Origin of the sequence: Streptomyces sp. NBC_00388 (assembly GCF_036061255.1) — a bacterium.
Lineage (GTDB): Bacteria > Actinomycetota > Actinomycetes > Streptomycetales > Streptomycetaceae > Streptomyces.
The window spans coordinates 2,232,294-2,258,169 of sequence record NZ_CP107948.1; the positions used below are offsets into that span (position 1 = coordinate 2,232,294).

Consider the following 25,876-nt stretch of genomic DNA (forward strand, 5'->3'; position numbering starts at 1 on the left):
GTACGGGGGCGACGAAGGAGGACGTTCATGGCCGGGCTGCGCCTGGGACCACTGCTGAGGTACGTCGACTGGGACCGGGGGGAGTCGGCGACCGTCTGGGTCGAGGCCGACCGGCCCTGCACGGTCGAGGTCCGGTGCCCGGACGGCGCGGGGGGTGATTCCCCTACGTTCCTGATCGCCGGACACCACTACGCGCTCGTCCCGGTGACCGGTCTCACGCCGGGGTCGGAGACCCCGTACGCGATACGGCTGGACGGCGAGCAGGTGTGGCCGCCCGCGGACTCGTCCTTCCCCCCGAGCACCATCCGCACCCCCGACCCGGGCGCGGGCCCCGGACCGGCCGGAGCTCCGGCCGTGCGGGTCTCCTTCGGCTCCTGCCGCTGGGCCGCGCCGGCCCAGGGCGAGCCCGATCCGGTGGGCCCCGACGCGCTGGACACGCTCGCGTCCACGCTGTCCGCCGCCCCGCCGGACGAACGCCCCGACGTCCTGCTGCTCCTGGGCGACCAGGTCTACGCGGACGAGGTGTCGGCGGACACCCGCGACTGGCTCGCCACCCGCCGGGACCTGAGCAAGGACCCGGGCGCCGAGGTCGCGGACTACGAGGAGTACACCCACCTCTACTACGAGTCCTGGCTGGACCCGGAGGTCCGCTGGCTGCTCTCCACCGTGCCCAGCTGCATGGTCTTCGACGACCACGATGTCATCGACGACTGGAACACCAGCGAGGCCTGGCAGCGGGAGATCCGCGCCACGGACTGGTGGCAGGAACGGATCCTCAGCGGCCTGATGTCGTACTGGGTCCATCAGCACCTGGGCAACCTCTCCCCCGCCGAGCTGGCGGCCGACGAGCTGTACGCGAGAGTGCGCGCGGCGCGGGACGGCACCGGAGTACTGCGGGAGTTCGCCGCTGCGGCCGATGCCGATCACGCCTTCACCCGCTGGAGCTACCGCCGGGACTTCGGCCGTACCCGGCTGCTGATGGTCGACTCGCGCGCCGCCCGGGTCCTGGACGAACAGCACCGCGCGATGATCGACCCCGGCGAATCGCGGTGGCTGCGGGAACAGGTGACGGACGGGCCCGGCTCCTACGACCACCTCCTGATCGGGACCTCGCTGCCCTGGCTGCTGCCCCCGCTGATCCATGACGCGGAGAGCTGGGACGCGGCGCTCTGCGCGGGAGCACGCGGGGCACGGTGGGCGCGGATCGGCGAGAAACTGCGCAGGGCGGCGGACCTGGAGCACTGGGCCGCGTTCCCCGACTCGTTCAGGGAGCTGACCCGGCTGATCGCCGACGCCGGGACGGGCGAAGGGGCGCCCGCGACGATCTGCGTGCTCTCGGGCGATGTCCACCACGCGTACGTCGCCGAGCCCCACTGGCCCGCCGGAGCACCACGCAGGCGACCGGGGCACCCCCCGGCGCCGCAGACGTCGCGGCCTGCGGCCCCTGACGCCCTGGTGCTGCAGCTGACCTGCTCCCCCGTGCACAACAGCGTGCCCGCGTACATCCGTCTGCTCTTCCGGTTCGGGTGGACCCGTGCGGGCCGGGCGCTCGGCCGGGTGCTTCGACGGCACGGACGGCTGGCGGATCCACCGGTCGGCTGGCACAGGGGTGACGCCGGGCCGTGGTTCGGCAACCAGCTGATGACCCTCGATCTGCGGGGCCGCTCCTCCCGGCTGCGACTGGAGCAGGCACGGAGCGACGGAGCGGGCGCCCGGCTGGAGACCGTGCTGGACCGGGAGTTGACCCGGGGCTGAACCGGCGTCCGCGGGGGATCGGGGCGGGCACCTGACGGAATCGAGGCAGAAGCACCGGAAAGGGTACGGAGAGGGGGTATCGCAAGGGCCAAGAAGCCCTGCGGGGACCGGAAAACCTGACCGAATGTTGAACTTGCAAGTTCTAGTCAGGCATACCTAATCTAAGACTGCTCCGGTCCCCCAAGTGAAGGAGTTCCCCCGCCATGCCTGCAGCCATAGCCAGGACCGTGTCCTCACTCAACCGGCAGACCGATCTGGCTCGCCCCTACGTCCTGGCCCTCTTCCGCGCCGTGGTCGGCCTGCTGTTCGCCTGCCACGGCGCCGCCTCCCTCTTCGGTGTGCTCGGCGGCGCTCAGGGCGGTGGCACGGTGTCGGCGGGCAGCTGGCCCGACGGGTACGCCGCCGTCATCGAACTCGTCGGCGGTGTGCTGGTGCTGACGGGGCTGCTGACCCGCCCGGCCGCCTTCATCGCGTCGGGTTCGATGGCCTTCGCCTACTTCCACGTGCACCAGCCCCACACCCTGTGGCCGATCCAGAACGGCGGCGAGGCCTCGGCGATGTTCTGCTGGGCCTTCCTGCTCCTGGTCTTCACCGGCCCCGGCGCACTGGCGCTGGACGCCGTCCTCGCCGCCCGCAGGCGCGTCACCGGGCCAGCCCCGGTGACCGCCTGACCGGCCGCGCCCCGTCCGGCCTACGGCACACCGCGCTCCGCCGGGCCCCTCACACGGCGGAGCCGGCCGTCGGCCCGAACGGCACGGTGAAACACGCGACGGGGTCCGCGGCGCCGCCCGGCCCGCGGTCGATGACCACCGAACCGGCGCCGCCGGGGCGGAAGTTCCAGCCGCGCCGCGTGCTCACCGCGGCCGCGCCCCGCGCGTCGGTGGTGAAATCCAGCCGCACCTCGTCGCCCGGGCCCGCCGCCCGGCCGCCCGTCCCGTGCAGATAACGCGGTCCCGCAGCGCCGGGCTTGCTGCCGCACGGCCGGGTGTGCACCCGCATGCCGAAGGCGTGCCCCGCCTCCAGCCCCGCCAGCCGCGCGGTCACCCGGGTGCCCGAGGGGCTCGTGGACTGCTCGACCTCGATCCGGGAAGCCGCGGGCACCACCTTCATGTCGTAGGTCACCGCGGACGACGGGATGAACGCGGCGGGCGGCGAGAACCGGGCGTGGACGCGCTGCCAGTACACGCCGGTCGGCGCGCTGTGCGTGGGCGCGCCGCCCGCCGGGGGCCCGGCGCTCTCCGCGGGCGGGGCCCCGCCCCCCGTCAGCATCGCCAGCGCCGCCGCTCCGGCCAGTACCCCTGCCACCACCATTGTCCGCTCCTCGCGCTCGTCCGTCGCTGCTCCGCAGCTGTACGGACCCAGCCTGGGCGCACCGCGCCCGAACCCGCGCACAGGAGCAGCCATACGGATGAACGGGGCCTTTCGAACATCACAGGCCCCGGCGGAACCACGGGGCGCCTCCCCGTGTACGCTGTATGGCTGTACTGCCGCACCTGCCGCTCCCCTGCGACGCCGCGGCGCTGTGACGAACGGGGAGTCCGGGTGTTCGAGAGTGTGCGGTCGCTGACCGACAGTCCATGGATCTATGCCGTGGTCGCGCTCTCCGTCGTCCTCGACGTCTTCGTACCGCTGCTGCCCAGCGGGGTGCTGGTGATCACGGCGGCCACCGGCGCCGCCGCCGGTTCGACCACGGTGGCCGGCGAGGTCCCGCACAACGTCCCGGACCTGCTGATCCTCACCGCCTGCGCCGCGGCCGCCTCGGTCCTGGGCGATCTGGTCGCGTACCGGCTGGCCTGGCGCGGCGGCGAGCGGCTCGACCGGGCCATCGCACGCTCCCGGCGTCTCAGCAGCGCCCAGCAACGCCTCGGTACGGCGCTGGCGCGCGGTGGCGGTCTGCTCGTCGTGATAGCGCGCTTCGCACCGGCGGGCCGCTCGGTCGTCTCCCTGGGCGCGGGCGCCGCACACCGCAGGGCCAAGGAGTTCCTGCCCTGGTCGGCCCTGGCGGGGGTGGCCTGGGCCGGTTACAGCGTGGGGCTCGGGTACTTCGGCGGCCAGTGGCTGGGTGCGAGCTGGCTGGGGACGGCGGTCTCGCTCTTCGCGCTGTTCGGCGCGGGCTCGGTGGCGGCCCTGCTGATACGGCGCCCCGCGCCGGTGACCGCACCGGCCTCCTGACCCCGGACCCACTGCGCTCGGCCGCCGGGCTCACCCGGGCTGCGCGGCGGCCTCCCCTGCCTCCCTCGCCTTTCCTGCCCCGCTCCCCCGGACCTCCAGGTCGGCGAGCAGGGTCTGCGTCGCGCGGGCGATCTCGTCCACGGCCCGGTCGAAGGCGGCACGGTTGTGTGCGGCGGGGGCCCGGAATCCGGAGACCTTCCGTACGTACTGAAGCGCTGCGGCCCCGATGTCCTCCTCGGTCGCTTCCCCGGGGAGGACGGGCGGACGGAGAGTCTTGATACTGCGGCACATACTCCCAGTCTGACGCGGTCCGCCCGCCCGGGGCGACCCCGTCGCTCCAGGTGACGCGGGGGCACGGGGAGCGACCGGGTGTCACCCGGCCCCGGGCTCGTGTTTCGGCGTGATGCGCGGGATCTCGTAGCTCCCGTCCAGGACCGACTGCTCCGGCGTGTAGAGGCGGAGCATCGGCCGGAAGTCGCCCTCCGGTGCGGGCAGCCAGTTGGCCGCCTCCGCCGCGTCGGTGGGACGGTCCTTCTGGATGTGCACCGTCAGCGATCCGTCGTCGCCGTAGACCAGGCCCGGGGTGCGGTCACCGATGGAGTACCGGTCCGCGGAGTTGGGGACGAGGTAGTACTCCGGTGAGCTGTACATGGTGACGGACCAGAAAGACCGCACGGGCGGCGGACCATCGAAGCGGAGGGTGTACTTCCGGGAGCCGTTGAGCCAGTGGCCGTCCGCGTCGTCGAAGGTGTGCGCATACACCGCCTCATAGCCGTGGTTCCCCCACAGACCGACCCGCGCGGCCACCGCCCTCGTCAGGTAGGACGCCGTCCGGTCGGCGATGCGCCACTCCGGCGAGTCATGGGTGCCCACCCCGAAGGAGTCGAGGTTGTAGTCGAAGAGGTGCGGGTTCATCTCCCACGCGCCGGGGGCGCGCGTACCGTCCTCCCCCGTCCGGCTCGCCTTCTCGACCCGTTCCGCGCCGCGCCTCAGCCCTTCGGTGAGCGCGTGGACGAGCTCCGGCGCCGCGTGGACGTACGGCGACGGCCCCTCCTCCAGGAGCTGGAGCGCCTGGAACCGGTCCTGGTAGGCCAGGTCGTCGGCCGACGGCGGGAAGGCGGCCATCCAGACCCGCAGCTTCTCGAAGAACTGCAGGTGTTCCGGTACGCCGGAGTCCGGGGCCGGCAGCCAGGTGTGGTGCATGACGGCTTCGAGCACCTTGAGCGTCAGCCGCCGCTGGAGTCCGCGGACGCGCGGCAGGTCACCGGGGCCGTCACAGGCGAAACGTCCGGTGATGGAGACGATGCTGGTCGGCGCGTCGATCACCCCGGTCATCCCCTCGGGGGTCTCACCGGCCCAGCCGGGCGGCACGATCAGCCACTTGGTCTCGCCCGTACCGGTCGCCCGGCACCCGACGTACGCGAAGTTGTTGCTCCACGCGTCGATGAACTGCAGCACGTAGTACGCGCCGAGCGTGTCGGGCACATGCAGCAGCAGCGGGCCGCCGGAGAGGTCGAGCTGCGCGATCGAGTACACCGTGTCGTTGTTCACGGAGACGAAGTGCGCGTCGGGGGTGGCGAGCCGCGGGGAGTGCGCGAACTCGTTGAAGGAGGCGGACGGCAGCGAGCCGAACCCCTCGTGGAGCGCGGCCTGGACCATCGACAGGTCGAAGACCAGCGGGTACCCGTAGACGTACGCCTCGGCTGCCAGTTCCGCGAGATCGGCGGGTACGGGGGGCCCGGCCGGGGCACCGTGACCGGCCTCACCGGGGCGGTCGGAGCTGTCTGCGTGATCGGAGCGGTCGGCTTGGTCGGTCACTTCGGACTCCTCTCGGCCGCGCACAGGCACGCGGGAGCGCGGCGGCGGATGCGGGGCCGTCGGATCCGCTCGTCCGCCACAGTCCGGTGAGGGTGTTCCGGCCCAGGCGGGCCGGGCGCCGCCGCCCTCCCGGTGACAGCTCCGAGCCTCGGCGAGCGCCCGCCGGGCAACCACCGGGGCGCGGCCGTTCGGGTGAATCCCCCGGGGTTCAGGTATCGAGCAGCGCCGGGGCGACGATGTCCTCGATGGTGAGCATCGTTTCCGACAGGCCCTGCTCGAAGTGGTACCGCAGGAAGGTGTCGACGGCCTTGCGGTTGCGCCGGACGCCGTAGGGCCACCAGTCGTCCCCCAGCAGTTGCCGGTTGCGTTCGAACAGGCTGCTGAACCACGGGGTGATCAGGCTCATGTGCTGCTTGACCGCGCCGCTCAGGTAACGCTGCTCCACCTGCCCCTTCGCGGTGCAGAACGCGTCGTAGACAGCCCGGAGCAGAGTGCCGTCGGCAGCGAGCTCCCTGTCGACCGCCACCAGATGCATGGGCGGAAAGATGCCGGTGCGCCCGTAGTAGTCCCGCTCCACCCGCTCGTAGTCCGGGAAGAGGCGGGCAACACGCGGCGACCCTTCGGTGAGGGCCCTGGGCACATCGACGGAGATCAGTGCGTCGATCTCCCCCTCCTCCAGCATCGCGTTCAGGGTCCGGCCCTCTTCGAGGTGGCGGATGCCGGCACCCGCGGGGGCCGGAAGGGGCAGCCAGTCGAAGGCGGGCAGCGGGGTGTTCGTACCTCCGATGACCCACGAGCACTCCTCCCAGCGCACCCCGAATTCGTCGGCGAGGATGCCCTTGTCCCACACACCGGGGTCATGTCCGTAGAGGGCGAACTCCCCGATGCGCTTCCCCGTGAGATCTCCGGGCCGCTCGATGCCGCTGTCGGTGTTGACGAAGATGGCCGAGTGCCGGAAGTTGCGGTTGGGGAAGACCGGGAGTGCGACGAACGGCCGCTGCGCCGTGTCCCACATCCGCAGGAAATAGGTCAGCCCCAGCTCGGCGACATCGAACTCGCCCAGCACCGCCCTGCGGAAGACGTCCGAGACGATCGGCGCCCCCTCGACCGTGGCCGTCACCCCCTCGATGGGAACCTCTCCCGTGAGCAGTGCTTGCGTGTGCTCGTAGGGGAAGACGCCGACGCGGATCGCGCGTTCGTCCATGACTTGCCTCCGTGGCTCCGCCTTCAGTGAATGTTCATTCACTGAAGAGTCGGCCGTTTGACGCGAACCGTCAAGGCGAACAATCATTCACTTTGCGCATCCGCTGCCGACCAGGAGGACGAATGCCGCGTATCACAGCGGAACGCCGATCCGTGAACCGCGCGGCGCTCGTCGCGGCTGCTCGCCGGTGCTTCTCCCGGGACGGCTTCCACCAGACGTCCATGCCTGCCATCGCGGCCGAGGCCGGGGTCGCCGTCGGCGCCGCCTACCGGTACTTCGCCGGCAAGGACGACCTGATCGTCGAGGTCGCCAGGAGCGCCTTCGCCGTCATCCTCAGCCCGGTGCAACGCCTGCACGACCAGGAGGCGGACGCGTCGGTGGCCGATCTGATCGCTGCCACCGTCGAGGACCTCGACCGGATCCGGCCCGTCGACGCCGCGGGGAACAGCATCCCGCTCGACGAGCTCCTCCGCTGCGCGGTGCAGACCTGGGGAGAGATCCTGCGGGGCGGCGAAGTGGCGGACCGGGCCGCAGAGGGGGTGGCCGGTGCGCTGGACGAGCTGGCCTCGGTCCTCCGGCGCGGCCAGCAGCGCGGCACGGTGCCCGCCGGCCTCGACCCCGCCGGCGCCGCCCGCGTCGTGATGGCGCTGCTCCACGGCTATCTGCTGCAGCGCACCGCCTTCGGACCCATCGACTCCGGCGCCTTCGCGCAGGCGGTCCGCACGCTCCTCTCCCCGTCCTGACCGCCCCCGGACCGGTCTCGCGGCAGCACCCGCTCCGGCGCTACGGCTCCGCGGGAACGCGGGGCAGCCGCCGGTCCAGCAGGTCGGCAAGACCCTGCCGCGTCCCCGCGATGACCACCCGGTCCTCGGGGCGCAGCACGTAGCTCTGCGGCAGGTTCCGGACCAGCTCGGCCCTGCGGTCGCCGCCGTCGCGGGAGCGGGGCGCGGAGAGATCGGCGCGGCGCTCGCCCGGGGCCGTGAGGTCCAGCGCGAGTATCCGCCAGGCGCCCTCCCGGAAGACCTCGCCGAGAGCACGGCCCTCCAGCAGGGGGTGGCCCGCGACATCGACCGCCGCGAACAGCAGTACCTGGCGCTCGACCGGCATGGCTCCGAGTATCTGACGGCCCATCATCGCCGCGGCGAAGGCGGGCGCGGCCAGCGTGGAGACGCTCCGGCTCCGGGTGACCGCGTGCGGGTGGGCCGCCCGCAGCGTACGGAAGACGGCGGAGGCGAACGCGTCGTCGAAGAGCCGCATCGCCACCCGGAGTCCGGGTTTGACCGTCCGGGCGTAGAGCGCGGCCTCCAGGTTGGTGATGTCGGAGCTGGTCAGCGCGAGCAGGGCGCGGGCCCGCCCGATCTTGGCCGCCTCCAGGACGCCCTCCGTGGTCACGTCGCCGATCACGATCGGCACCCGGAGACGACGGGCCAGGGCGATGCCGCGCGCTTCGGGGTCCGCCTCCACGCACACCACGGGGATGTCCAGCTCCCGCAGCCGTGCCAGCACCCGCGAGCCGATCTTGCCGAGCCCGAGCAGGACGACATGACCGGAGAGCCCGCGCGGGGGACGGCGCAGCGCGGCTGCCGTGCGGAACGTACCGAGCCCTTCCAGTACGGCTGCGACCAGCACCGGGAGCAGCAGCAGCCCGGTGAGTCCGGAGAGCATCTGCATCACCTGGCGGCTGGTCGACTCGCCGATCGCCGGGTCCCCGATGGCGAAGATGTCGAGAATGGTCAGGTAGGCGGCGTGCTTCGGAGGCTCGCCCGTCGTCAGCGAGGAGGCGACGGCCAGCCCGAGCACCGAGGCGAAGATCCCGAAGAGCGACCAGCGCAGCCGTCGCGAGAACACCTGGGCGAGGGGCGCGCCCCGCCCGGCCAGCCTGCTCGGCGAGAGGTCGGGGCCGCGGTAGGAGACCGCCTCAAGGACGACCGTTCCGCGCCCGGCCGTCGCGCGGACGGACGCCTCGTCGGGGAGGAGCCGGGGCCCCGTGTCACCGCTCCAGTCCGAACCGCCGGCCCCGTCCGGGTCACCGGTGGCCGGGGAGAGGAGTGCCAGGGTGCACAGGCCCGGATCGGCGGGCACGCCGGTCCGGGCGGCGGGCGGCCGTTCGACGGCCCTCAGCAGCAGCCCGTCGGCCTGGACGACCTTGCTCGTACCGGCCACCGCGGTCGCGGCGAGCGAGGGGGCCGCGGTGTCGGCGTCCGACAGGACGGTCGTGGAGGCGTCGACCTCGTCCCGGTCCATGTCCGGTGCGCTGACGGCGGCGGCCTGGTCGAGCAGCTCCTCCAGATGGAGGCCGAGCTTGCGGTTGTAGAGCCGGATCACCAGCCGCAGCCGGGGGTTGAGCCGCCGGGCGGCGAGCGCGGCCCGGATGTTCGCCTCGTCGTCCTGGTGGACGAGCGCCAGCGCGGACGCCTGGTCGACTCCGGCACGCAGCAGCACCTCGTCGTCCGGAGTCGCCGCTTCGAGCAGCCGGTCGGCGACCCCGTCACGGTCGCCCGGCTGCTGCCCCGCGACGACGCGCGACATCCGGCCGAAGAGCGCGGAGGCCCGGCCTGCCGGGGTGAGCTGGGGGTGCGCCGGGAGGCCCGGCGCACCGGCCGGCGGTACGACGAGAGTCACCGTCTCCCGGTACACACCGCGCAGCTCGGCGGCGAGCCGGTGGGCCAGACCGTCGTCGCCGCAGACGATCATGTGCCCCTCGGGGGAGCTCTGCTGGCTCTGGTTCGGGAGTGAGTACACGTCAACAGAGACTGCCCTATGCGGGTGTTCGGTTTCACGGGCGGGTCCGGGAGGCCCGGGGGAGCCCGCACCCTCCGGCGTCAGGGGCCCGCCCGGTATGCCATGAGGCCACGGTCCGGGCCGCGTTGGGGCCTGACCCCTCCGGGGCCGCACCCGGAAGCGCGGGCCGGGGCCTTCCCGTACACGGACCGGATGCATAAAGTACGACCGGCCCGGGAGCCCCGCGCGCCGGGCCCGGCCCGCGCCGACGACGCGCCCGGGGGGCGGAACCGGGGGGCGGGGATGACGGACGTGGCAGCCATGGGACGTGCCGGGGATGCCGGGGAGGGCAGCGGCCGGACCGTGCCGCTCGACCGGCGGGTGTACGTCGTCGCCGGAACGGTCCTCGCCGTACTGATGGCGCTGTCCTCGCGCTACGGCTTCCACCGGGACGAGCTGTACTTCCTCGACTGCGCCCGGCACCTCCAGGCGAGCTATGTGGACCAGCCGGTGCTGGCGCCGCTGCTGGCCCGGGTCTCCCTGTCGCTGTTCGGGGTCTCGGAGGCGGGGCTGCGGCTGTGGCCCGCGCTGGCCGCCGCGGGCACGGTGATCGTGGGCGGGCTGACCGCGCGTGAGTTCGGCGGTGCACGGCGGACCCACCTGCTCGCCGCGGTCGCGACCGGCACCATGCCCGTGCTGCTGGGCGGCGCGCACATCGCCAACACCACGTCGTACGAGATGCTGGCGTGGGCGGCGACAGCGCTGGTGCTCGTGCGGATCGGCCGTACCGGCGACACACGATGGTGGCTCGCGGCAGGGGCACTGGTCGGCATCGGCGCGGAGTTCAACCACCTCGCGGCTGTTTTCGGGGCCGTCCTGCTGGCCGCCGTGCTGCTCGGGCCGGCCCGCCGGACCGTGGCCGACCGGTGGCTGCTCGCGGGCGCGGTGATCGCCGTGCTGCTCGTGCTGCCCGACCTCTGGTGGCAGGCGCACCACGACTGGGCCATGTTCGCGATGACGCGGGCGCTGAACGGGGAGAACGGGGGCCCGGGGAACATCCCCACCTGGATCGTGGGACAGCTCGGCATGTCCTGCCTGGCCATGGCGGTGCTGTGGGTGGCGGGCCTGCGGTTCCTGTGGCGGTCCGGCCGACCGCTGTGGCAGTGCCTGGTGACGGCGTACGCCGTGCTGTTCGTGCTGTTCGCCCTGACGACCGGAGCGCAGGTGTACTACCTGGGCGGCCTGTACGTGTGCCTGCTGGCGGCCGGAGCCGTGGGGCTCGACAGCCGGCTGCACTCCCGCCGGCGCCGGCTGCGCGGGCTGCTGGCCGGCACCGCCGTCTCGGCCGCGCTGCTCGCCGTGATCGTGCTGCCGGTACTGCCGCCCTCCAGCGCGGCCTGGACGTACGGCATCAGCACGAATTCCGGGGAATCCCTGGGCTGGCCCCAGCTGGTGGGCACCGTGCGGCAGGTATGGACCGCGCTCCCGCCCGCGCGGCGCGCGAACGCGGTGATCCTCGCTGCGGACTACGGCGAGGCCGGCGCCATCAACGAACTCGGCCGCGGCAGCGGGCTGCCCGCCGCCGTGAGCAGCCAGAACAGCGACTGGTGGTGGGGCCCCGGCAGCCCCCACCCCACCACCGTGGTGGCCATCGCCCCGGGCCCCGGCCATGCCCCCGGTTACGCCGCACGCCTGCGCCGATACTTCCGGCACGTCCGCGTGGCCGCCGTCCTCTCCAGCCCGGACGGGGTGGACAACATCGAACGGGGCGGCCACGTCTACGTCTGCACCGGGCCCCGCCGGCCCTGGGCATCGGCCTGGCCCGAACTGCGCACCTACGCGTGACGGGCCCGCGGCGAGCGAGAGACCCCGGCCGGCCCCCTGACCGCCGTCCCGCGCGACGCCGCCCGCACCGCTGCGCCGCCGGTCCCGCCTGCCGTCGGGGGCCGCCGGGTCCGCCCGCCCGACCTCTCCGACCTGGCTTTACTGCCGCTTGGTTGCAATTGCGAAAGGTTTGCAATTGGCTGTTCACGGCGATACGACCGGGAAGGCAGCACCATGAGCACCACATCCACCGCACCACCCGGGACCCTCTCGCGGGGGCGGCGTCTGCGGATGTCGATGACGCGCCAGGAGTGGACCCGGCTCGGCGGTATGGGTGCCTTCATCGTCGCGCTGCATGTCGTCGGGTGGCTCACGCTGGTGACGATCGTGGCGCCCGAGCACTACAGCCTCGGTACGAAGTCGTTCGGCATCGGGATCGGCGTCACCGCGTACACCCTCGGCATGCGGCACGCCTTCGACGCCGACCACATCGCCGCGATCGACAACACGACCCGCAAGCTGATGAACGAGAAGCAGCGCCCGTTGTCGGTGGGCTTCTGGTTCTCGCTCGGCCACTCCAGCGTTGTCTTCGCCCTGGCGCTCCTGCTGTCCCTGGGGGTGAAGGCCCTCGCCGGGCCCGTGCAGGACGACAACTCCCATCTGCACGAGGTCACCGGGCTGATCGGCACGACCGTCTCCGGGTTCTTCCTCTATCTGATCGCCGGCATCAACGTCCTCATCCTGGCGGGGATCTGGAAGGTCTTCCGGAAGATGCGCTCGGGTGACTTCGACGAGGCCGCCCTGGAGGAACACCTGAACAACCGGGGCCTGATGAACCGGCTCCTGGGACGCGTCATGAAGTCGATCACCAAGCCCTGGCAGATGTACCCGCTCGGGCTCCTCTTCGGTCTCGGCTTCGACACCGCGACGGAGATCGCCCTGCTCGTCCTGGCGGGCTCGGGCGCCGCGTCCGGGCTGCCCTGGTACGCGATCCTCTGCCTGCCGGTGCTGTTCGCGGCGGGCATGTGCCTGCTGGACACCATCGACGGTTCGTTCATGAACTTCGCATACGGCTGGGCGTTCTCGAAGCCCGTCCGCAAGGTCTACTACAACCTCACGATCACCGGCCTCTCGGTCGCGGTGGCCTTCCTCATCGGTACGGTCGAACTGCTCGGCCTGCTCACCGAGAAGCTCGGTCTGCACGGCGCCTTCTGGGACTGGGCCGGGGGGCTCGACCTCAACGCCGTGGGGTTCGTGATCGTCGGGCTGTTCTTCGCGACCTGGCTGGTGGCGATGGCGGTATGGAAGTTGGGACGCATCGAGGAGAAGTGGACAGCCGGGCTCGGCCCGGCCGGAGCGGGCCCGGATCCCGGTACGGGCCGGAGCGGGGCGGGCCACGGCGGGGAGTGACGGCTCCGGTCCAACGGGCCTCCTTGCCCGCCCTGTTGACGGCTTCGCCGGCTCCGCACGGAACGGCCGGTACGGGGCCGGGCTCAGGTGAGGATCGGTACCAGGCCGATGGCGAAGACGACGTAGAACCCGGCCGCCACCGTGAGGCGGGCGGGCGTGAGCCGGTGGGCGCGCATGGTGAGGAGCAGGTAGACGATGGCCGCCATGGTGATCAGCCCGGCCCACAGGAGGGCTCCGTCGAATTTCCAGGTGGTGAAGAGCAGTCCGAGTCCGCTGGGAACGGTCGCCTGGATCATCATGGCGCCGGAGATGTTGGCCAGCGCGAGCCTGGTCTTGCCCTGGCGGACCCAGATGATCGCGTTCATGATCTCGGGCAGTTCCGTGGCGACCGGTGAGAGCAGCAGCGCGGTGACGGCTGCGGACAGCCCCAGCATCGGGCCGATGGCGTCGAGTTGTGCGACGAACAGCTGGGAGGCGAAGAAGATCACGACCAGGGTGGCGAGCGTCTGTACCGCAACGGCCCAGGTGGCCGGGGAGGCCGCCCTGGGCTGGAGCTTGAGCGGCTCCAGCTCCTCCTCCCCCTCGTCACCCTCGTCGCCCCCGCGGATCTCGCGCCAGAAGTAGACGGCGTAAGCGGCGAAGAACAGCAGGCCCAGAGTGGGCTTGAACGCGAAGGCGACCAGACCGAGCACGACCTTCACGACGAAGATCGGCAGGAACCACTTCTGGTCCTTGGCCAGCCGGCGCATGTCCTTCCGGTCGCCGAGCGCCTCACCCTCACCATCGCCCCGGCTCTCCGGCATGCCGGTGGTCGCGAGGACCTCCGCCTTCTCCTTGCGGCGCTTGAGCAGCAGCATCGCTCCGGTGACGCCGTAGGCGACGGTGGCCAGCGCCAGCGGTCCGCCCATGGCCGCGCCGACGCCGATGTTCTTGGCTTCCTCGCTGCCGCCGGTGGTCACCGCCACCAGGGTGACCACGGACTCGGGCAGCGCGGTGCCGAACGCGGCCAGGATGGTACCGACGGCCATCTTCCCGACGTTCAGGCGCAGGCCGAGCCACTCGACGGCGTTGACGAACCACTCGCACGAGAGATAGATCGCCACCGCGCACACGATGAGCAACACAAAATGGATCACACCGACCATCCAGCTTTCCCGCGCCGCGGGAACCTGGGAAAGACGCACGGAGAACGTTCCGGCATACGACCTCGGCCCCGCGACGCGCACACGTCGTCGACAAGGAACCGAAGGTCTCGCCCGCCCGGCAGATTCTGCACGAGCCCGGCCACCGGGAACCGCAAGGGCTCCAGCATGTCGACGACCGGTTTGCGGGGCTACTCCCCTTCGCAGCCGCCCACTGTACACAGGCGCGGGCACCGTCCCGGCAGCCCGGGAAGCGCCGGCCGCAGCATCGCTCTCCCGGCCCGCCCCGGGGACCGGGACCGGGACCGGGAACCGGGACCGGGAACCGAGAACCGAGAACCGGGAACCAGGAACTACCGTCACGAGCATGGTCGGACACGACGCCCTCAGGGCCACCCGCGAGGCTTACGACGCCGCAGCCCCCGCCTATGCGCGGCTCTTCCGTGACACCCTGCGGGACAGCCCCCTGGACCGCGCGATCCTGGGCGCCTTCGCCGAGGCCGTCAGTGCGAGCGGGGACGGACAGGTCGCGGATCTGGGATGCGGGCCCGGCCACATCACCGCCTGTCTGGACGGGCTGGGACTGCCGGCGTTCGGTGTCGACGCCTCTCCCGCGATGATCGGACTGGCCCGCCGGTCCTATCCGGGCCTGCGGTTCGACGTGGGCACGATGGCCGCGCTGGACATCTCCGACGGCACGCTGGGCGGCGTGCTCTCACGCTGGTCCGTCATCCACACTCCGCCGCAGGAACTCCCCGGCATCCTGGCGGAGTTCCATCGCGTGCTGGCGCCCGGCGGCCACCTTCTGATCGGGTTTTCGGCAAGCGACGCCCCGTCTCGGCGAACGCAGGTCTTCGATCACGCTGTCGCCCCGGCCTACCGGTGGTGGCCCGACCACCTCGCCGCGCTGCTGCGGGAGGCCGGTCTGGCCGAGGTGGCCCGGCTGGTTCGCGAGCCCCAGCCCACCGACCGGCGGCAGTTCCGGGAGATCCACCTGCTCGCCCGCAAGGCCCGGACCGGGGCCGCCTGACCGGTCGCACAACGCAGGCCGGGTGCCCGCCTGTTCAGGACCGGGCGGGCGGGGAAGCCGCACGGCGCAGGAAGTCGCCTGCCAGTTCACCCGGATCGAGATCACGCGGCTGCCGCCCGCTCAGGATCCAGAAGAAGACCGGCCCGACCAGCAGGGCGGTCGCCTGTGACATCGGGATCGCCAGCACGCCCGCGGGCAGCGCGCGGCCGATGACGGCCGCCGCACTCGACCCGATCGGATCGGTGTCGCTCAACAGGGCGCGGACGGCCTTGTCGTGCTGCGCCTCGCCGATGAGCGCACGGTAGGCGGCGCCCGCGTCGGAGGTGGTGAGGAATGCGATCAGCGCCTTGAGGTAGGCGGTGAGTTCGTCGACGGGGTCGTCGTGCGCGGGTACGTCCAGCTCCTGAAGCGCGTCGGTCGCGCTCGCCTCAAGCAGGATCTCGGCCTTCGTCGTCCACCAGCGGTAGACGGTCTGGCGGGAGACGCCCGCGCGCTGGGCGATCCCCTTGAGGGTGACCGCGCCGTATCCCAGCTCGACGACGAGATCGTCGACGGCGTGCAGGACGGCCGCACGGGCCTCCTCGCTGCGCGGGCGGCCGACTTTGCCGTGCTCGCTCACCATCCCCGCCTTCCACTGGACACCGTGTCTCGCTAATCCTATATTACGAGACACCATGCACAGGAATAACACCGACAACACCGACACCCTCACCCCAGGCTCCGTCGCGAGCCTGGCACACGCCTTCGCCGACACTCTCGGACCCGCCCTGCGCGCCGTCCTGTTCCAGCGGCGCTCCGCCGCCACGGCGGCGAACTGGTCGAACCTCCCCCAGGGCTACCTCGGCTCGCGCGGCCGGGCCGGCCTCCGGACATCCACCCTGGACCAAGCGCAGTGGGCGGCGCTCGATCTCCTGCTCGCCGCCGCGACCGGCGCCGGTCGCGGGCAGGGCTTCGACGCGATCGGGCTGCACCTGGCCGCCGACGACCACCTGGCCGCACACGGCGCCGGACCCCACTACGGCCGGGGCAACTTCTTCGTCGCCTTCCTCGGCGAGCCCAGCGACGACGGCACATGGCAGCTCCAGTTCGGCGGACACCACCTGGCCGTGTCGAACTCCTACCACCGGGGCGCACTGACCGGGGCGACACCCTCCTTCCGGGGCATCGAGCCCTTCGCGCACTCCCCCGCCGAGGACCCGGCCTCCACGGCGATGGGGCGCAAGTACGCGGCGATGACCGGCCTGGTGAAGTCCCTCGACCCCGCTCAGCGGCGCCTGGCCCGGCCGGCCGGGTCATGGCCGGACATCCTGCTCGGCCCGGGTGGCGACGGCATGTTCCCCTCACGGGCGCAAGGCATCGCCGGCCGCGGACTGAGCCCCGCGCAACGCGACATGCTCATGGCTGCGATCGGCGAGTGGGTGCACGACGTGGACGACGTCGGCGCGGAGAGGATCCTCACCACCTACGCGGGCCAGCTCGACCGCACCTACCTCGCCCACTCGGGCACGACGGCGCTCGACCGCCCCGGCGACTACGTGCGGATCGACGGCCCGCGGGCGTGGATCGAGTTCTCGATGCACGACGGCATCGTCCTGGCCGACCCGCACCCGCACACGGTCTGGCGCGACCGCCTGACCGACTACGGAGGCCCCGGCATCCACTAGTTCATGGACACCGTGCACCGTATCTGTTACTTTCGATACTCGATGGTTAGTAATTGTCGGCAGCGCCGGCAGTGTGCCCCCACAGGGCAGAAAGGAGACCGCCCCGTGCGCGTCTTCGTGACAGGTTCCACCGGCTGGATCGGATCGGCCACCGTGGACGAACTGCTCCGCTCCGGCCACGAGGTTCTCGGTCTCGCCCGTTCCGACACGTCGGCGGCGAAGCTCCGGGCCAAGGGTGCGCAGGTCCAGCGCGGCGACCTCGACGACCCCGCCTCCTTCCGGGCGGGCGCGAGCGCCGCCGACGCGGTCGTCCACCTCGCGAACAAGCACGACTGGGCCGACTCGGCAGGCAACGACCGCGTCGAGCGCGGCGCCGTGGAGGAGATACTGGCCGCGCTTGAGGGTTCGACGAAGCCGTTCGTGATCGCCAACGGGCTCTCCGGCATCGTGCAGGGCCGCCCGGCGCTGGAGACCGACGCCTCGCCCGAGGTCGGCCCGGGCTCCGACCGCGGTGGCACGGAGAACCTCACCCTCGACGCGGCCTCCCGCGGGATCCGCTCGATCGCGGTGCGCTTCGCGCCGAGCGTGCACGGGCGCGGCGACTGGGGCTTCGTGAACTGGCTCACCGCCGCCGCCCGTAAGCAGGGCGTCTCCGGCTACATCGGGGACGGCACCAGCGAGTGGTCCGCCGTGCACGTCTCGGACGCTGCGCGGCTGATCCGTCTCGGACTTGAGCACGCACCGGCCGGCACCCGCATGCACGCGATCGCCGAGCAGACGATCACCACCAAGGCGATCGCGGAGGCGCTCGGCAAGGCGCTCGGCCTGCCCGTGGCCTCAATCGATCCCGCGGACGCGGCGGAGCACTTCGGCGTCGTCGGCCACTTCTTCGGCCAGACCATGACCGGCTCCAGCGGCCTCACCCGCGAACTGCTCTCCTGGCAGCCCACCGGCCCGACGCTGATCGAGGACATCCTCGCCGACGCCTACACCACCGGCTGAACCCCTGGTTTTCCACTGCCGGCCGGTGACTGGCGGCCGGTGCCGGAGCACCCAAGGCCCCGGCACCGACCGGCACATCGTCGGCGCACCGCGCCGGCTCCTCTCGGGCGCCGGTGGCCCCGCGCAGCCGCCGCCACCGGCGCCACGATCACCGCGCCGGGGCAGGCGCCCGGGATCCGCGTCATGTTCACCGGCCGGATCGTCAGCGGACTGGGTCCTGCCCGCGTCCTGCCCAACAGCGCCGGTGTGCTCGTCCACGCAACCCCGGATCCCCGGAGCGGCTCGGCAGCGCTCCGGGGATCCGGGCTGCGGTCCGGCAAGTCGGCCGCAGACACCACCGCGGCTGTGAGCGACCGCCCTCCCTCTCCCGTCCGATGTAAGAAGTGTCCGATGTAAGAAGTGGATGTCAGCGTGCCCCCTCCCCCTCCCCCTCGGCGTCCGTAGCCGCTCACACCGCTCGTTCGGGTGCGTATCCCGTGCAGGTTCCCGCGCGGATCCCCAGGCTTGGCCTCACACTGCGACTCCTCGTGTCTTCTCGTCTCTCCTCGTGAAGGTGAACGAACATGCCGACATACATCACCTTGCTGAGCTGGACCGACCATGGGGCCCGGCACTCCAGGGACACCGCGGAGCGCGCCAAGGCGTTCGGCTCGGCGGTACAGAAGCTCGGAGCAAAGCTCCTGAGCATCCACTGGACCGTCGGTCCGTACGACCTCGTGGCCATCATCGAGGCGCCCGACGACGAGACCGCCTCGGCCGCACTCCTGCAGCTCGGTGAGGTGGGCAACGTCCGTTCCACGACCCTGAGGGCCTTCGGCCCGGAGGAGATGGAGCGCATCATCGCCAAGGCGGCCGGCTGACGACCTCCGTCGCCCAGGACGCCCGGCGCGAAGCCGTGAGTCACCCCCCAGAGATCCGGCGGGGGCACGAGTTCACAGGAGGAGCGGCGCACCGGCAGCTCACGAACCAGGCAGACCAAGTACAGGTGTACTGCCGCGACCACGACACTGCCGCCGTGCATCCCCGTACTCCTGCGACGGCTCGGCGGGCGGGATCGTGGACGTACGGGATCGGCGAGTCGCACGATGCGGTCAAGACCGCTCCGGTCCGCCGCGTCGCCGTCGGAGAATGCCGTCAGCCGACTGATGGAGCGGCCGCGCGGCCGAGTGGGACGTCGCACTGGCCAGAAACCGGTAAACGGCGTCGCCCGTCTCCTGCCGGCGGAGAACAATGCCGGGCATGGGGACAGACATACACGGCTTCATCGAGTGCCGGTGGGATTACTGGCTGGACGAGGACGATCGCGCGTGGAGCCAGGTCATCGACCTCTCGCACCTCTACAACGGGCGCGACTACGGTGCCTTCGGGGCACTGTTCGGTGTCCGCGACACCGCCTCATTCCGCGCGCTCGCCGATCATCGCGGCCTCCCCCATGACGCGTCGCGAGAAGTCCTCGCCTGCTTCGGACCCTGGAGCGATGAGCTGCACGGCGAGTCCTGGATCTCCTGGGGAGAGCTGACAGCAGCAGACTGGGGCGAGGTCGCGAACGAGGTCGATGACTGTGTTCACGAGTACCGCCTGAGCCCTGACGGCAGCTGGAAGATGCACGGACGGAACTCCAGCCTCACTCGCTTTGCCGAACTCTCCGGCCTCACCGACGCGCGGCACCTCTACCGCGCGGGCAGGGTCTACCCCGAGAACACCGAGTGGCCGGACGGCGACCGACTCTTCCGCATCGGCCGCCTGCAGCGGAAGCATGCCGTGCCCGACAGCGAATGGGACCCCATCTGGTCGGTCATGCGCACGCTCGCGACGCTGCACGGCGACGAGGGAGTCCGCCTGGTCGTCTGGTTCGACGGCTGACCCGTCCGGCATGGATGCTCGTCCGGCGTACGTGTCATCCGGCACTTACGTGGCACGACTTCGCCCGCCCCCCCCGTCGGAATTACGGAGGAGCGAAAAAGGCCCAGATGCCCGACTTCCTACCTGCGGCCTGGGCCTTTTCCGTGTCCTGCTGGTGGGCGCGAACGGGCACCACCTCAGGGCGGATCAGCCCTTCTTGTATCCCGTCGGCACCAATTGTTCGACAACATCTCCTGCGAGTATCCGCCGCGAAGGAGACATCCGAACGGGATGGCCGCTGAATGGCGGAAAACGTGACACTGACCGGCTCAATCGACAGGCAACCCATCAGTCGCTCCCTACCCTGTGAGCGAATCGGCGAGGCCGGAATCTGACGGGCCACCCTTTCTCAGTCGCGGCCGGAAAGTCCACACAGTGGACATCACCATCGGAGAGCACGCATGAATGACGACAAGACTTCGAAAGAGCTGCCTCGGCGTCGGTTCGTGGCGTTCTCCGGCGCCATTGGTGCGGCAACGATCCTGACCGGCGTGGAAGCCGCGGCCGGACGCACCGCTTCGGCGGCCGCCCCTGTGCACGCAGCCCCCTCCCTCGACATGTGCCCCACTCCGCCTCCCGGGGGAACCCCGAACTGCCCCCCTGCTCAGCTCCAGCCCCTCTGCGGCAGCCCCGCCGACAACGATCCGCTGTGGCGGGACGTCCAGTACTGCACGCATGGAAAGCCACTGCCCCCCGGGCAGAACCCGCCCGCATGCCTGAAGGTGACCTCGGACTACGTCGTACTGCACGGCAGGCCCTCAAGCCAGCACAACTTTCTCCTGACTCCCAGTTGCCGGATCACCGGTATCGAATGCCCGTTCATCGAGACCGCCGGAGCGCCGAATTACTGGAACGACGCATGGGAGAACGCGCGAAGTGGGGGGAGCGTCCCCGTGCAGTATCCCAATATCGGTTTGGGGATCAACTCGCAGAGCGCCCGGTTCCTCGATCAGTTGCACATTCACATGGCCGGCGTCCGGGCGAGCACACAGCGGCGGCTCCAGGAACTGGAGATGATGGGCCGCATGGCCACCAACCCCGCGCAATGGAACGCCGCGCAGTACCGGGTACCGGTCACCGGCTCCGACGGGACGGGGGACCGTACGTACCGAGCCCTCAGGCTGCCCAGTCTCGGTATGAATCTCTTCGCGCAGCTGAATCAGTACGTGGTGAGGCCGAGCGGGCTGAACATGGCGAACCAGACACTGATCGTGGTACCGAAGATGACAGCCACCGGATTCGCCGGGGCTTTCTACGTACTCAACAGCGACCCTTCGCTCCACGACGGCACGAATACGTGTGACCACCTTCTCGTGTACAGCTGATCCCTCTGAACTAGAAACGCAGTGTCCCCTGACGGCGGCGCGGGCGACGAGTTCGGTGGCGTCCGTACCTCTCCGGGAGGGAACAGCACAGGCCGGGTTCCCCGGCCCAAGTGGCGAACCGGTCACAGCACAGGACACCGGCGATCCGCGCATGACATGGGCGGGGCCAAAGCGCCCCTGGCCCGAGCCGAACGGCCGGGGGCGCCCCCAGTGGAGCCGGTCGCCGTATGGGGGTGCCTCGGGGATAGCGCAGCGACGCACGCCCCGTCCCCGGTAACGAGACCCGGAATCCCGGAATCCCCGCCGGCGATGCGCGGCCAGGCCACGGGCGCGCGTCCCACCCGGGGGCGCAGGGATCACATCCACGGTGTGGCCTGGATGTGGACTCCCGGGGCCGCCTCGACAAGAGAAAACCCCCCGTCTCGCTGATCGCGAGAAAGGGGGTCTCACCTGCACAGCAACTACATGTGGGCGCGGGCAGTTTCGAACTGCCGACATCTGCTTTGTAAGAGCAGCGCTCTACCCCTGAGCTACGCACCCGTGGATGAAGCAACAGGGTACATGGCCCCGGGCCCCCGTCCGCAAACTCATTGCAGGGGCCACGGAGCCCCGGGGAGGGGCTCCGTCCGGCAGCCCACCCACCGTCCCGCGTCCCACTCCCCAGGTCCCCGCCGCCGGGGGTTAACCCCACCCCGGGTCCGGTGGGTCGCTGGATCGTGCGGGGGTGGGGGCGGTCCGTACCGTGAGGGCTGTTCGGCAGGTTCGGTCCGACTGGGGGAATGATCAACGTGGCACTCCGCACCCGTACGCTCATCGTGGCCGGAGGGGCCGTCCTGGTGTCGCTCGCCCTCGCCGGGTGCGGCTCCGATTCTTCGGACGCGCCCGCCGAGCACAAGTCGTTCGCACTGAGCGGCAGGACGCTGACCGTCCGCACCGACGACTCCGCTGTCGAGCTGGTGCCGGCCGATGTGAAGTCCGTGCAGGTCACCCGGCATGTCGACGGCTGGGTCGTCTTCGGCAGCGGCCCCGACCCCTCCTGGTCCATGGAGGACGGCACCCTCACCCTGAAAGTGAGGTGCACCGGCGTCGTCAGCAACTGTTCGGCGCGGCACCGGATCGAGGTGCCGCGCGGGGTTGCCGTGGTCGTGGAGGACGACAACGGATCCGTGACCGCCAGCGGGTTCGACACCGCTCTGAAGCTCGGTTCCAGCAACGGCAAGGTCACAGTCCGGAACTCCAGCGGCGCCCTCGACCTGAACAGCGACAACGGGACCATCAACGCGGACGGTGTCTCGTCCAGGCAGATCACCGCGGATTCCAGCAATGGCAGGGTACGGCTGTCGCTCACCGGGGTCCCCGACCGGGTACAGACCGTCAGCAACAACGGATCGATCGAGATCGTGCTGCCGAAGAAGCCCGGACTCGCGTACAAGGTCGACACCCGCAGCAGCAACGGCAGCACCAAGGTCCGGGTGCCCACGGACGACGCCGGCACCCACTCGGTGAGTGCGCGCAGTGACAACGGTGGGATCACTGTTCGAAGCGCGGACTGACCGGCCCGTGTGTTCGTCCCTGCCTGGTGGGAGAATGGCCAGGGCAGGGCGGACCAGCACGGGAGAGGGATGTGACGGCAAGACACAGGCAGCCGTACGCGCGATCGAGTGCCGTCCGGGATGTGCTGACGCTCATGGTCCTCCCGGTGCCGTTGCTGGCCGGGCTGGCGGGTGCCTTCGCGGGCGGCGGCACCCGGCGCTGGTTCGGCGGGCGGGGCGAGAGCCAGCGGGCCGACGCACAGGCCGCGAAGGACGCCGCAGCTGCGGCTTTCTACGACCTGGACACCGCACAGCGCGATCTGCGGATCTCGATCGAGACCATCTCGGCGGTGGACAACTCGCCGGAGGCCCGCAGGGCGGTTTCCGGGTTCGCCGCGCTGGGGCAGCGGATCGACGAGGTCAGCACGGAGTACATCACCGCGGTCGACGCGCATGACCTGGACCGGGACGGCCTGGAGAGCTCCGCCCTGTCCCAGGCGCGTACGGAGCTGACACGGGCCAAGGACAATCTCGTACGTGTGAAGAGCGAGCTGGACCGGTTCGGGCAGGGGCTGGGGCCCCTGCTCGGCAAGGCCGAGACCCAGCTCGCCCGGCTCGCGCCCGCCGTGGAACGGGCGCGACAGGCGCTCCTCTCCGCGAGCAATGCTCTCGACGCCGTGCGGGAGTCGGGGCTGAAGGCCGACGACCTCGCCACCCGCCTGGCGCAGCTCGGGCCCGAGCTGACCAAGCTCAACCAGGGCGCAGGCCAGCACGGCGTCCAGGCCACGCTGGACCGCGCCGAGCAGGTGATGCGGGATGCCGAGGCGGTACGCGCCGAGGCCGCCCGGCTGCCGGAGCGGGCATCCGAGATCGACCGGCGGCTGGTGTCGCTGCGTACCCGCGCCCAGGCGCTCACCACCCGGGCCGGGCAGGTGGCCCCGGTCCTCAGCGAGCTGCGGCGCCGCTTCACCGCGCCCTGCTGGCAGGACCTCCAGCACGTGCCCGAGCAGGCCGCCGTCTCCGTGCGGCAGGCGGAGGAGAAGCTCAAGGAAGCGACCCGGGCTCGCGAGGAGCAGCGCTGGCCCGATGTGACGTCCCTCCTCACCACGGTCAGGTCGCTGCTCGACAACACCGACGAGGCGGTTTCGGCGGCCGGTGCGCGGCTCGACCGGCTCAACGCCGTGGCGAAGGATCCGCAGCAGGAGATCGACCGGACCAGGTTCGCGATCCGGGACGCCCAGCGGCTCGCGATGGCGGGCCGCAACACGCCGGATCCCCGGCACGCCCGTCCGCTGGACCAGGCCGTGGAGCGGCTGGACCGGGCGGTCGCTGGGCTGGAGGGGCGGCACCCCGACTACTGGCACTTCCTCACGGAGACCGGGGAGGTACGGAAGACGGCCACCCGCGTGGTCGAGCAGATCCGTGAGGCGCGCGGGGCAGGACACTGAGCTGCACGCAGCCGGTCGTACCCGTGGGGCCGTGCGGCCCCCGGACGGCCGTCCGGCCCGGCTCAGGAATCACCACAGCAGAGGAAGAGAACAGCATGGACCGCCACCACTTCACCGCGAGCCTCCGGGACGAGCGGCTGGTCGCCATCGTCCGCGGCTCGGACCCCGAAGCATCCTTCAGGTCGGTGATGACGCTCGTCGAGAGCGGGATACCCCTGGTCGAGGTGTCGCTCAGCGGCGCCGACTCGCTCGGCGTCATCCGGCGGGCGCGGGCCGCCCTCGGGGACGGCGCCTGGCTGGGCGCGGGCACCGTGCTGACCGCGGACGACGCCCGGCGGGCCGCGGACGCCGGGGCCGGGTTCACCGTGACGCCGGGGCTCGGGGCGGGCGTGGCGGAGTCCGTACGGCTGGGCCTTCCTGTGCTGTCCGGCGTCGTCACCCCCACCGAGGTCATCGCGGGTGTCGCGGCCGGAGCCGCTGCGCTGAAGCTCTTCCCCGCCTCGGTGGGCGGGCCCTCGTATCTGAAGGCGCTGCGGGCTCCCTTCCCGGACGTCCCTTTCGTGCCGGTGGGCGGGGTGGATGCCGCGGCTGCCGCCGAGTACCTGGCGCTGGGGGCGGTCGCCGTGGGTGTCGGGTCGCCGCTGATCGGGGACGCCGCCGACGGCGGGGACCAGGAGGCGTTGCGCAAGCGGGCTGCCGCGTTCCTCGACGTCGTGGAGACGGCGCGGGCCGCCGGGGCAGCGGGCTCGGCGGGCCGGTCATGAGCGTCTTCACCTTCGGCGAGACGATGGTCGCGCTGCGCGGAGACGGACAGCTGAAGCTGGGCGGCTCGATGGCCGTCTCGGTCGCGGGCGCGGAGTCGAATGTGGCCATCGGCCTGGCCCGGCTGGGGCACCCGGTGCGGTGGGCGGGCGCGGTCGGTGCGGACGAGGCGGGTGAGCTGGTGCTCAGGACGCTGCGCGCCGAGGGGGTCGGCGTCGCGGGCTCCACCCGGGACGAGGGCGCTCCCACCGGGCTGCTCCTCTTCGAGCCCCGGCTGCCCGGTGTCACGCGGGTGCACTACTACCGGGCCGGTTCGGCCGGTTCGAGGGTCGCGGCCGACGACGTGGAGCGGGCCTTCACCTCTTTCCTGGAAGCCGGTGCCGGATCCGAAGCCGGTGCCGGTGCCGGTGCCGAAGCCGGTGCCGGTGCCGAAGCCGGATCCGGAGCAGGTACCGGGGCGGGAGCGTCGGGCGCGACCCGCGTCCTGCATCTGACGGGCATCACCCCCGCCCTCTCACCCGGGGCCCGGTGCGCGGCCGAACGGGCCATGGAACTGGCTGCCGAGAACGACGTACTGATCAGCCTCGACGTCAACTTCCGCTCCCGGCTGTGGAGTACGGAGGAGGCCTCGGCGGTCATGCGGGACTGGGCTCCGCGCGCGGACGTACTGATCGCGTCCGACGACGAGTTGCCGCTCTGCCTGCCCGCGGGCTCCCCGGAGGACCCGGCACTGCGCGCGGAGGCGCTCCTGGAGGCCGGGGCGGGCGAGGTCGTGGTCAAGCTCGGGGCTGCGGGCGCCACGGCGTACACGCTGCAGGGCGAGTTGCATGTCCCCGCCCGTACGGTGCCCGCCGTGGACCCGGTCGGTGCGGGCGACGCGTTCGTCGCCGGTTATCTCTCGGCCCTGCTCGACGGCTCGGGCACGGCGGGCCGGCTGGACCGGGCCGTGACCACGGGAGCGTTCGCGGTGGCGGCGTCCGGTGACTGGGAGGGCGCCCCGACACGGGCCGAGCTGGGGCTCCTGGGGGCGGCCCCTGGCACGGTGGTCCGCTGAGCCGGTGCCGCGGCGCTGAGCCGGTGCCGCGGCGCTCAGCCGGTGCCGCGGCGCTCAGCCGGGGCGCGGCGCTCAGCCGGGGCGCGGTGTACGCCGAAGCGGTACCCGACC

General features: G+C 71.6%; 23 protein-coding genes and 1 tRNA gene. 16 read left to right on the plus strand and 8 right to left on the minus strand.

Features of this window, described 5'->3' with window-relative positions:
- Positions 1 to 27: 27 nt before the first annotated feature.
- A complete protein-coding gene (locus OG917_RS10180) occupies positions 28 to 1,755 on the plus strand; it encodes an alkaline phosphatase D family protein (RefSeq protein ID WP_328317245.1) in 1,728 nt (575 codons plus the stop codon).
- A gap of 203 nt (positions 1,756 to 1,958) precedes the next feature.
- Positions 1,959 to 2,426: a DoxX family protein gene (locus OG917_RS10185; RefSeq protein ID WP_328317246.1), complete on the plus strand. Its 468-nt coding sequence runs from the start codon at positions 1,959 to 1,961 to the stop codon at positions 2,424 to 2,426.
- Between the two features lie 49 nt (positions 2,427 to 2,475).
- Here the strand turns inward: OG917_RS10185 and OG917_RS10190 are convergent, their stop codons facing one another.
- Positions 2,476 to 3,159 carry a superoxide dismutase family protein gene (locus OG917_RS10190; RefSeq protein WP_328317247.1) on the minus strand — a complete coding sequence of 228 codons (684 nt, stop codon included), beginning with the start codon at positions 3,157 to 3,159 and terminating at the stop codon, positions 2,476 to 2,478.
- Between the two features lie 138 nt (positions 3,160 to 3,297).
- Between OG917_RS10190 and OG917_RS10195 the strand changes: the two genes are divergently transcribed.
- Positions 3,298 to 3,927, plus strand: coding sequence for a DedA family protein (locus OG917_RS10195; RefSeq protein ID WP_328317248.1), 630 nt, complete (start codon positions 3,298 to 3,300; stop codon positions 3,925 to 3,927).
- A 30-nt stretch (positions 3,928 to 3,957) separates the two neighbouring features.
- Here OG917_RS10195 and OG917_RS10200 read toward each other — a convergent pair whose 3' ends face one another.
- From OG917_RS10200 to OG917_RS10210, 3 genes are all read right to left on the minus strand, one after another.
- The gene (locus tag OG917_RS10200; RefSeq protein WP_328317249.1) at positions 3,958 to 4,218 is read right to left on the minus strand and encodes a DUF2277 domain-containing protein; all 261 of its coding nucleotides are present in this window, start codon (positions 4,216 to 4,218) and stop codon (positions 3,958 to 3,960) included.
- A gap of 81 nt (positions 4,219 to 4,299) precedes the next feature.
- Entirely contained in the window at positions 4,300 to 5,745 is a 1,446-nt protein-coding gene (locus OG917_RS10205) for a DUF1254 domain-containing protein (protein WP_328317250.1), read from the minus strand.
- A 208-nt stretch (positions 5,746 to 5,953) separates the two neighbouring features.
- Positions 5,954 to 6,949, minus strand: coding sequence for a 4,5-dihydroxyphthalate decarboxylase (locus OG917_RS10210; protein WP_328317251.1), 996 nt, complete (start codon positions 6,947 to 6,949; stop codon positions 5,954 to 5,956).
- 122 nt (positions 6,950 to 7,071) lie between these two features.
- On the opposite strand from OG917_RS10210, the gene OG917_RS10215 reads away from it, so the two are divergent.
- The gene (locus OG917_RS10215; RefSeq protein WP_328317252.1) at positions 7,072 to 7,692 is read left to right on the plus strand and encodes a TetR/AcrR family transcriptional regulator; all 621 of its coding nucleotides are present in this window, start codon (positions 7,072 to 7,074) and stop codon (positions 7,690 to 7,692) included.
- 40 nt (positions 7,693 to 7,732) lie between these two features.
- Here the strand turns inward: OG917_RS10215 and OG917_RS10220 are convergent, their stop codons facing one another.
- Positions 7,733 to 9,643, minus strand: coding sequence for a potassium channel family protein (locus OG917_RS10220; protein WP_328321779.1), 1,911 nt, complete (start codon positions 9,641 to 9,643; stop codon positions 7,733 to 7,735).
- A 330-nt stretch (positions 9,644 to 9,973) separates the two neighbouring features.
- Between OG917_RS10220 and OG917_RS10225 the strand changes: the two genes are divergently transcribed.
- On the plus strand, positions 9,974 to 11,515 hold the full coding sequence (locus OG917_RS10225) for an ArnT family glycosyltransferase (protein ID WP_328317253.1): 1,542 nt from the start codon (positions 9,974 to 9,976) through the stop codon (positions 11,513 to 11,515).
- Positions 11,516 to 11,728: 213 nt separating this feature from the next.
- Positions 11,729 to 12,904, plus strand: coding sequence for a HoxN/HupN/NixA family nickel/cobalt transporter (locus OG917_RS10230; RefSeq protein ID WP_328317254.1), 1,176 nt, complete (start codon positions 11,729 to 11,731; stop codon positions 12,902 to 12,904).
- Positions 12,905 to 12,987: 83 nt separating this feature from the next.
- Here OG917_RS10230 and OG917_RS10235 read toward each other — a convergent pair whose 3' ends face one another.
- On the minus strand, positions 12,988 to 14,040 hold the full coding sequence (locus OG917_RS10235) for a sodium:calcium antiporter (protein WP_328317255.1): 1,053 nt from the start codon (positions 14,038 to 14,040) through the stop codon (positions 12,988 to 12,990).
- Positions 14,041 to 14,413: 373 nt separating this feature from the next.
- Here OG917_RS10235 and OG917_RS10240 point away from each other — a divergent pair, with 373 nt between their 5' ends.
- Positions 14,414 to 15,076, plus strand: coding sequence for a class I SAM-dependent methyltransferase (locus tag OG917_RS10240; RefSeq protein ID WP_328317256.1), 663 nt, complete (start codon positions 14,414 to 14,416; stop codon positions 15,074 to 15,076).
- A 34-nt stretch (positions 15,077 to 15,110) separates the two neighbouring features.
- Here the strand turns inward: OG917_RS10240 and OG917_RS10245 are convergent, their stop codons facing one another.
- The gene (locus OG917_RS10245) at positions 15,111 to 15,698 is read right to left on the minus strand and encodes a TetR/AcrR family transcriptional regulator (protein WP_328317257.1); all 588 of its coding nucleotides are present in this window, start codon (positions 15,696 to 15,698) and stop codon (positions 15,111 to 15,113) included.
- A 52-nt stretch (positions 15,699 to 15,750) separates the two neighbouring features.
- Here OG917_RS10245 and OG917_RS10250 point away from each other — a divergent pair, with 52 nt between their 5' ends.
- From OG917_RS10250 to OG917_RS10270, 5 genes are all read left to right on the plus strand, one after another.
- Positions 15,751 to 16,740, plus strand: a complete 990-nt coding sequence (locus tag OG917_RS10250) for a DUF3500 domain-containing protein (protein ID WP_328317258.1) — start codon at positions 15,751 to 15,753, stop codon at positions 16,738 to 16,740.
- Positions 16,741 to 16,845: 105 nt separating this feature from the next.
- A complete protein-coding gene (locus OG917_RS10255; RefSeq protein ID WP_328317259.1) occupies positions 16,846 to 17,742 on the plus strand; it encodes an SDR family oxidoreductase in 897 nt (298 codons plus the stop codon).
- Between the two features lie 563 nt (positions 17,743 to 18,305).
- Positions 18,306 to 18,602 (plus strand): GYD domain-containing protein, encoded by a 297-nt coding sequence (locus tag OG917_RS10260; RefSeq protein WP_328317260.1) that lies wholly within the window; start codon positions 18,306 to 18,308, stop codon positions 18,600 to 18,602.
- 379 nt (positions 18,603 to 18,981) lie between these two features.
- Positions 18,982 to 19,605, plus strand: a complete 624-nt coding sequence (locus OG917_RS10265; RefSeq protein ID WP_328317261.1) for a hypothetical protein — start codon at positions 18,982 to 18,984, stop codon at positions 19,603 to 19,605.
- A 596-nt stretch (positions 19,606 to 20,201) separates the two neighbouring features.
- On the plus strand, positions 20,202 to 20,969 hold the full coding sequence (locus tag OG917_RS10270; RefSeq protein ID WP_328321781.1) for a CDP-diacylglycerol diphosphatase: 768 nt from the start codon (positions 20,202 to 20,204) through the stop codon (positions 20,967 to 20,969).
- Between the two features lie 468 nt (positions 20,970 to 21,437).
- On the opposite strand, the gene OG917_RS10275 is transcribed toward OG917_RS10270, so the two are convergent.
- Positions 21,438 to 21,509 (minus strand) — tRNA-Val (locus OG917_RS10275).
- 239 nt (positions 21,510 to 21,748) lie between these two features.
- Between OG917_RS10275 and OG917_RS10280 the strand changes: the two genes are divergently transcribed.
- The 4 genes from OG917_RS10280 to OG917_RS10295 all read left to right on the plus strand — a co-directional run bounded on the left by OG917_RS10280 (position 21,749) and on the right by OG917_RS10295 (position 25,765).
- Positions 21,749 to 22,522 carry a DUF4097 family beta strand repeat-containing protein gene (locus tag OG917_RS10280; RefSeq protein WP_328317262.1) on the plus strand — a complete coding sequence of 258 codons (774 nt, stop codon included), beginning with the start codon at positions 21,749 to 21,751 and terminating at the stop codon, positions 22,520 to 22,522.
- A 71-nt stretch (positions 22,523 to 22,593) separates the two neighbouring features.
- Complete coding sequence (locus OG917_RS10285; protein WP_328317263.1) at positions 22,594 to 23,949, plus strand: hypothetical protein; 1,356 nt, start codon at positions 22,594 to 22,596, stop codon at positions 23,947 to 23,949.
- A gap of 95 nt (positions 23,950 to 24,044) precedes the next feature.
- On the plus strand, positions 24,045 to 24,713 hold the full coding sequence (locus tag OG917_RS10290) for a bifunctional 4-hydroxy-2-oxoglutarate aldolase/2-dehydro-3-deoxy-phosphogluconate aldolase (protein ID WP_328317264.1): 669 nt from the start codon (positions 24,045 to 24,047) through the stop codon (positions 24,711 to 24,713).
- Positions 24,710 to 25,765 carry a sugar kinase gene (locus tag OG917_RS10295; protein WP_328317265.1) on the plus strand — a complete coding sequence of 352 codons (1,056 nt, stop codon included), beginning with the start codon at positions 24,710 to 24,712 and terminating at the stop codon, positions 25,763 to 25,765. The genes OG917_RS10290 and OG917_RS10295 overlap by 4 nt, the downstream gene beginning before the upstream one ends.
- The last annotated feature ends 111 nt before the right edge of the window (positions 25,766 to 25,876 follow it).

Bases quoted from the DNA above. Each gene is read 5' to 3' on its own strand.
- OG917_RS10180 (WP_328317245.1), top strand. From the start codon at position 28: ATGGCCGGGCTGCGCCTGGGACCACTGCTGAGGTACGTCGACTGGGAC.
- OG917_RS10185 (WP_328317246.1), top strand. From the start codon at position 1,959: ATGCCTGCAGCCATAGCCAGGACCGTGTCCTCACTCAACCGGCAGACC.
- OG917_RS10190 (WP_328317247.1), bottom strand. From the start codon at position 3,159: ATGGCTGCTCCTGTGCGCGGGTTCGGGCGCGGTGCGCCCAGGCTGGGT.
- OG917_RS10200 (WP_328317249.1), bottom strand. From the start codon at position 4,218: ATGTGCCGCAGTATCAAGACTCTCCGTCCGCCCGTCCTCCCCGGGGAA.
- OG917_RS10210 (WP_328317251.1), bottom strand. From the start codon at position 6,949: ATGGACGAACGCGCGATCCGCGTCGGCGTCTTCCCCTACGAGCACACG.
- OG917_RS10215 (WP_328317252.1), top strand. From the start codon at position 7,072: ATGCCGCGTATCACAGCGGAACGCCGATCCGTGAACCGCGCGGCGCTC.
- OG917_RS10220 (WP_328321779.1), bottom strand. From the start codon at position 9,643: ATGATCGTCTGCGGCGACGACGGTCTGGCCCACCGGCTCGCCGCCGAG.
- OG917_RS10225 (WP_328317253.1), top strand. From the start codon at position 9,974: ATGACGGACGTGGCAGCCATGGGACGTGCCGGGGATGCCGGGGAGGGC.
- OG917_RS10230 (WP_328317254.1), top strand. From the start codon at position 11,729: ATGAGCACCACATCCACCGCACCACCCGGGACCCTCTCGCGGGGGCGG.
- OG917_RS10240 (WP_328317256.1), top strand. From the start codon at position 14,414: ATGGTCGGACACGACGCCCTCAGGGCCACCCGCGAGGCTTACGACGCC.
- OG917_RS10245 (WP_328317257.1), bottom strand. From the start codon at position 15,698: ATGGTGAGCGAGCACGGCAAAGTCGGCCGCCCGCGCAGCGAGGAGGCC.
- OG917_RS10250 (WP_328317258.1), top strand. From the start codon at position 15,751: ATGCACAGGAATAACACCGACAACACCGACACCCTCACCCCAGGCTCC.
- OG917_RS10260 (WP_328317260.1), top strand. From the start codon at position 18,306: ATGCCGACATACATCACCTTGCTGAGCTGGACCGACCATGGGGCCCGG.
- OG917_RS10265 (WP_328317261.1), top strand. From the start codon at position 18,982: ATGGGGACAGACATACACGGCTTCATCGAGTGCCGGTGGGATTACTGG.
- OG917_RS10270 (WP_328321781.1), top strand. From the start codon at position 20,202: ATGTGCCCCACTCCGCCTCCCGGGGGAACCCCGAACTGCCCCCCTGCT.
- OG917_RS10280 (WP_328317262.1), top strand. From the start codon at position 21,749: ATGATCAACGTGGCACTCCGCACCCGTACGCTCATCGTGGCCGGAGGG.
- OG917_RS10290 (WP_328317264.1), top strand. From the start codon at position 24,045: ATGGACCGCCACCACTTCACCGCGAGCCTCCGGGACGAGCGGCTGGTC.
- OG917_RS10295 (WP_328317265.1), top strand. From the start codon at position 24,710: ATGAGCGTCTTCACCTTCGGCGAGACGATGGTCGCGCTGCGCGGAGAC.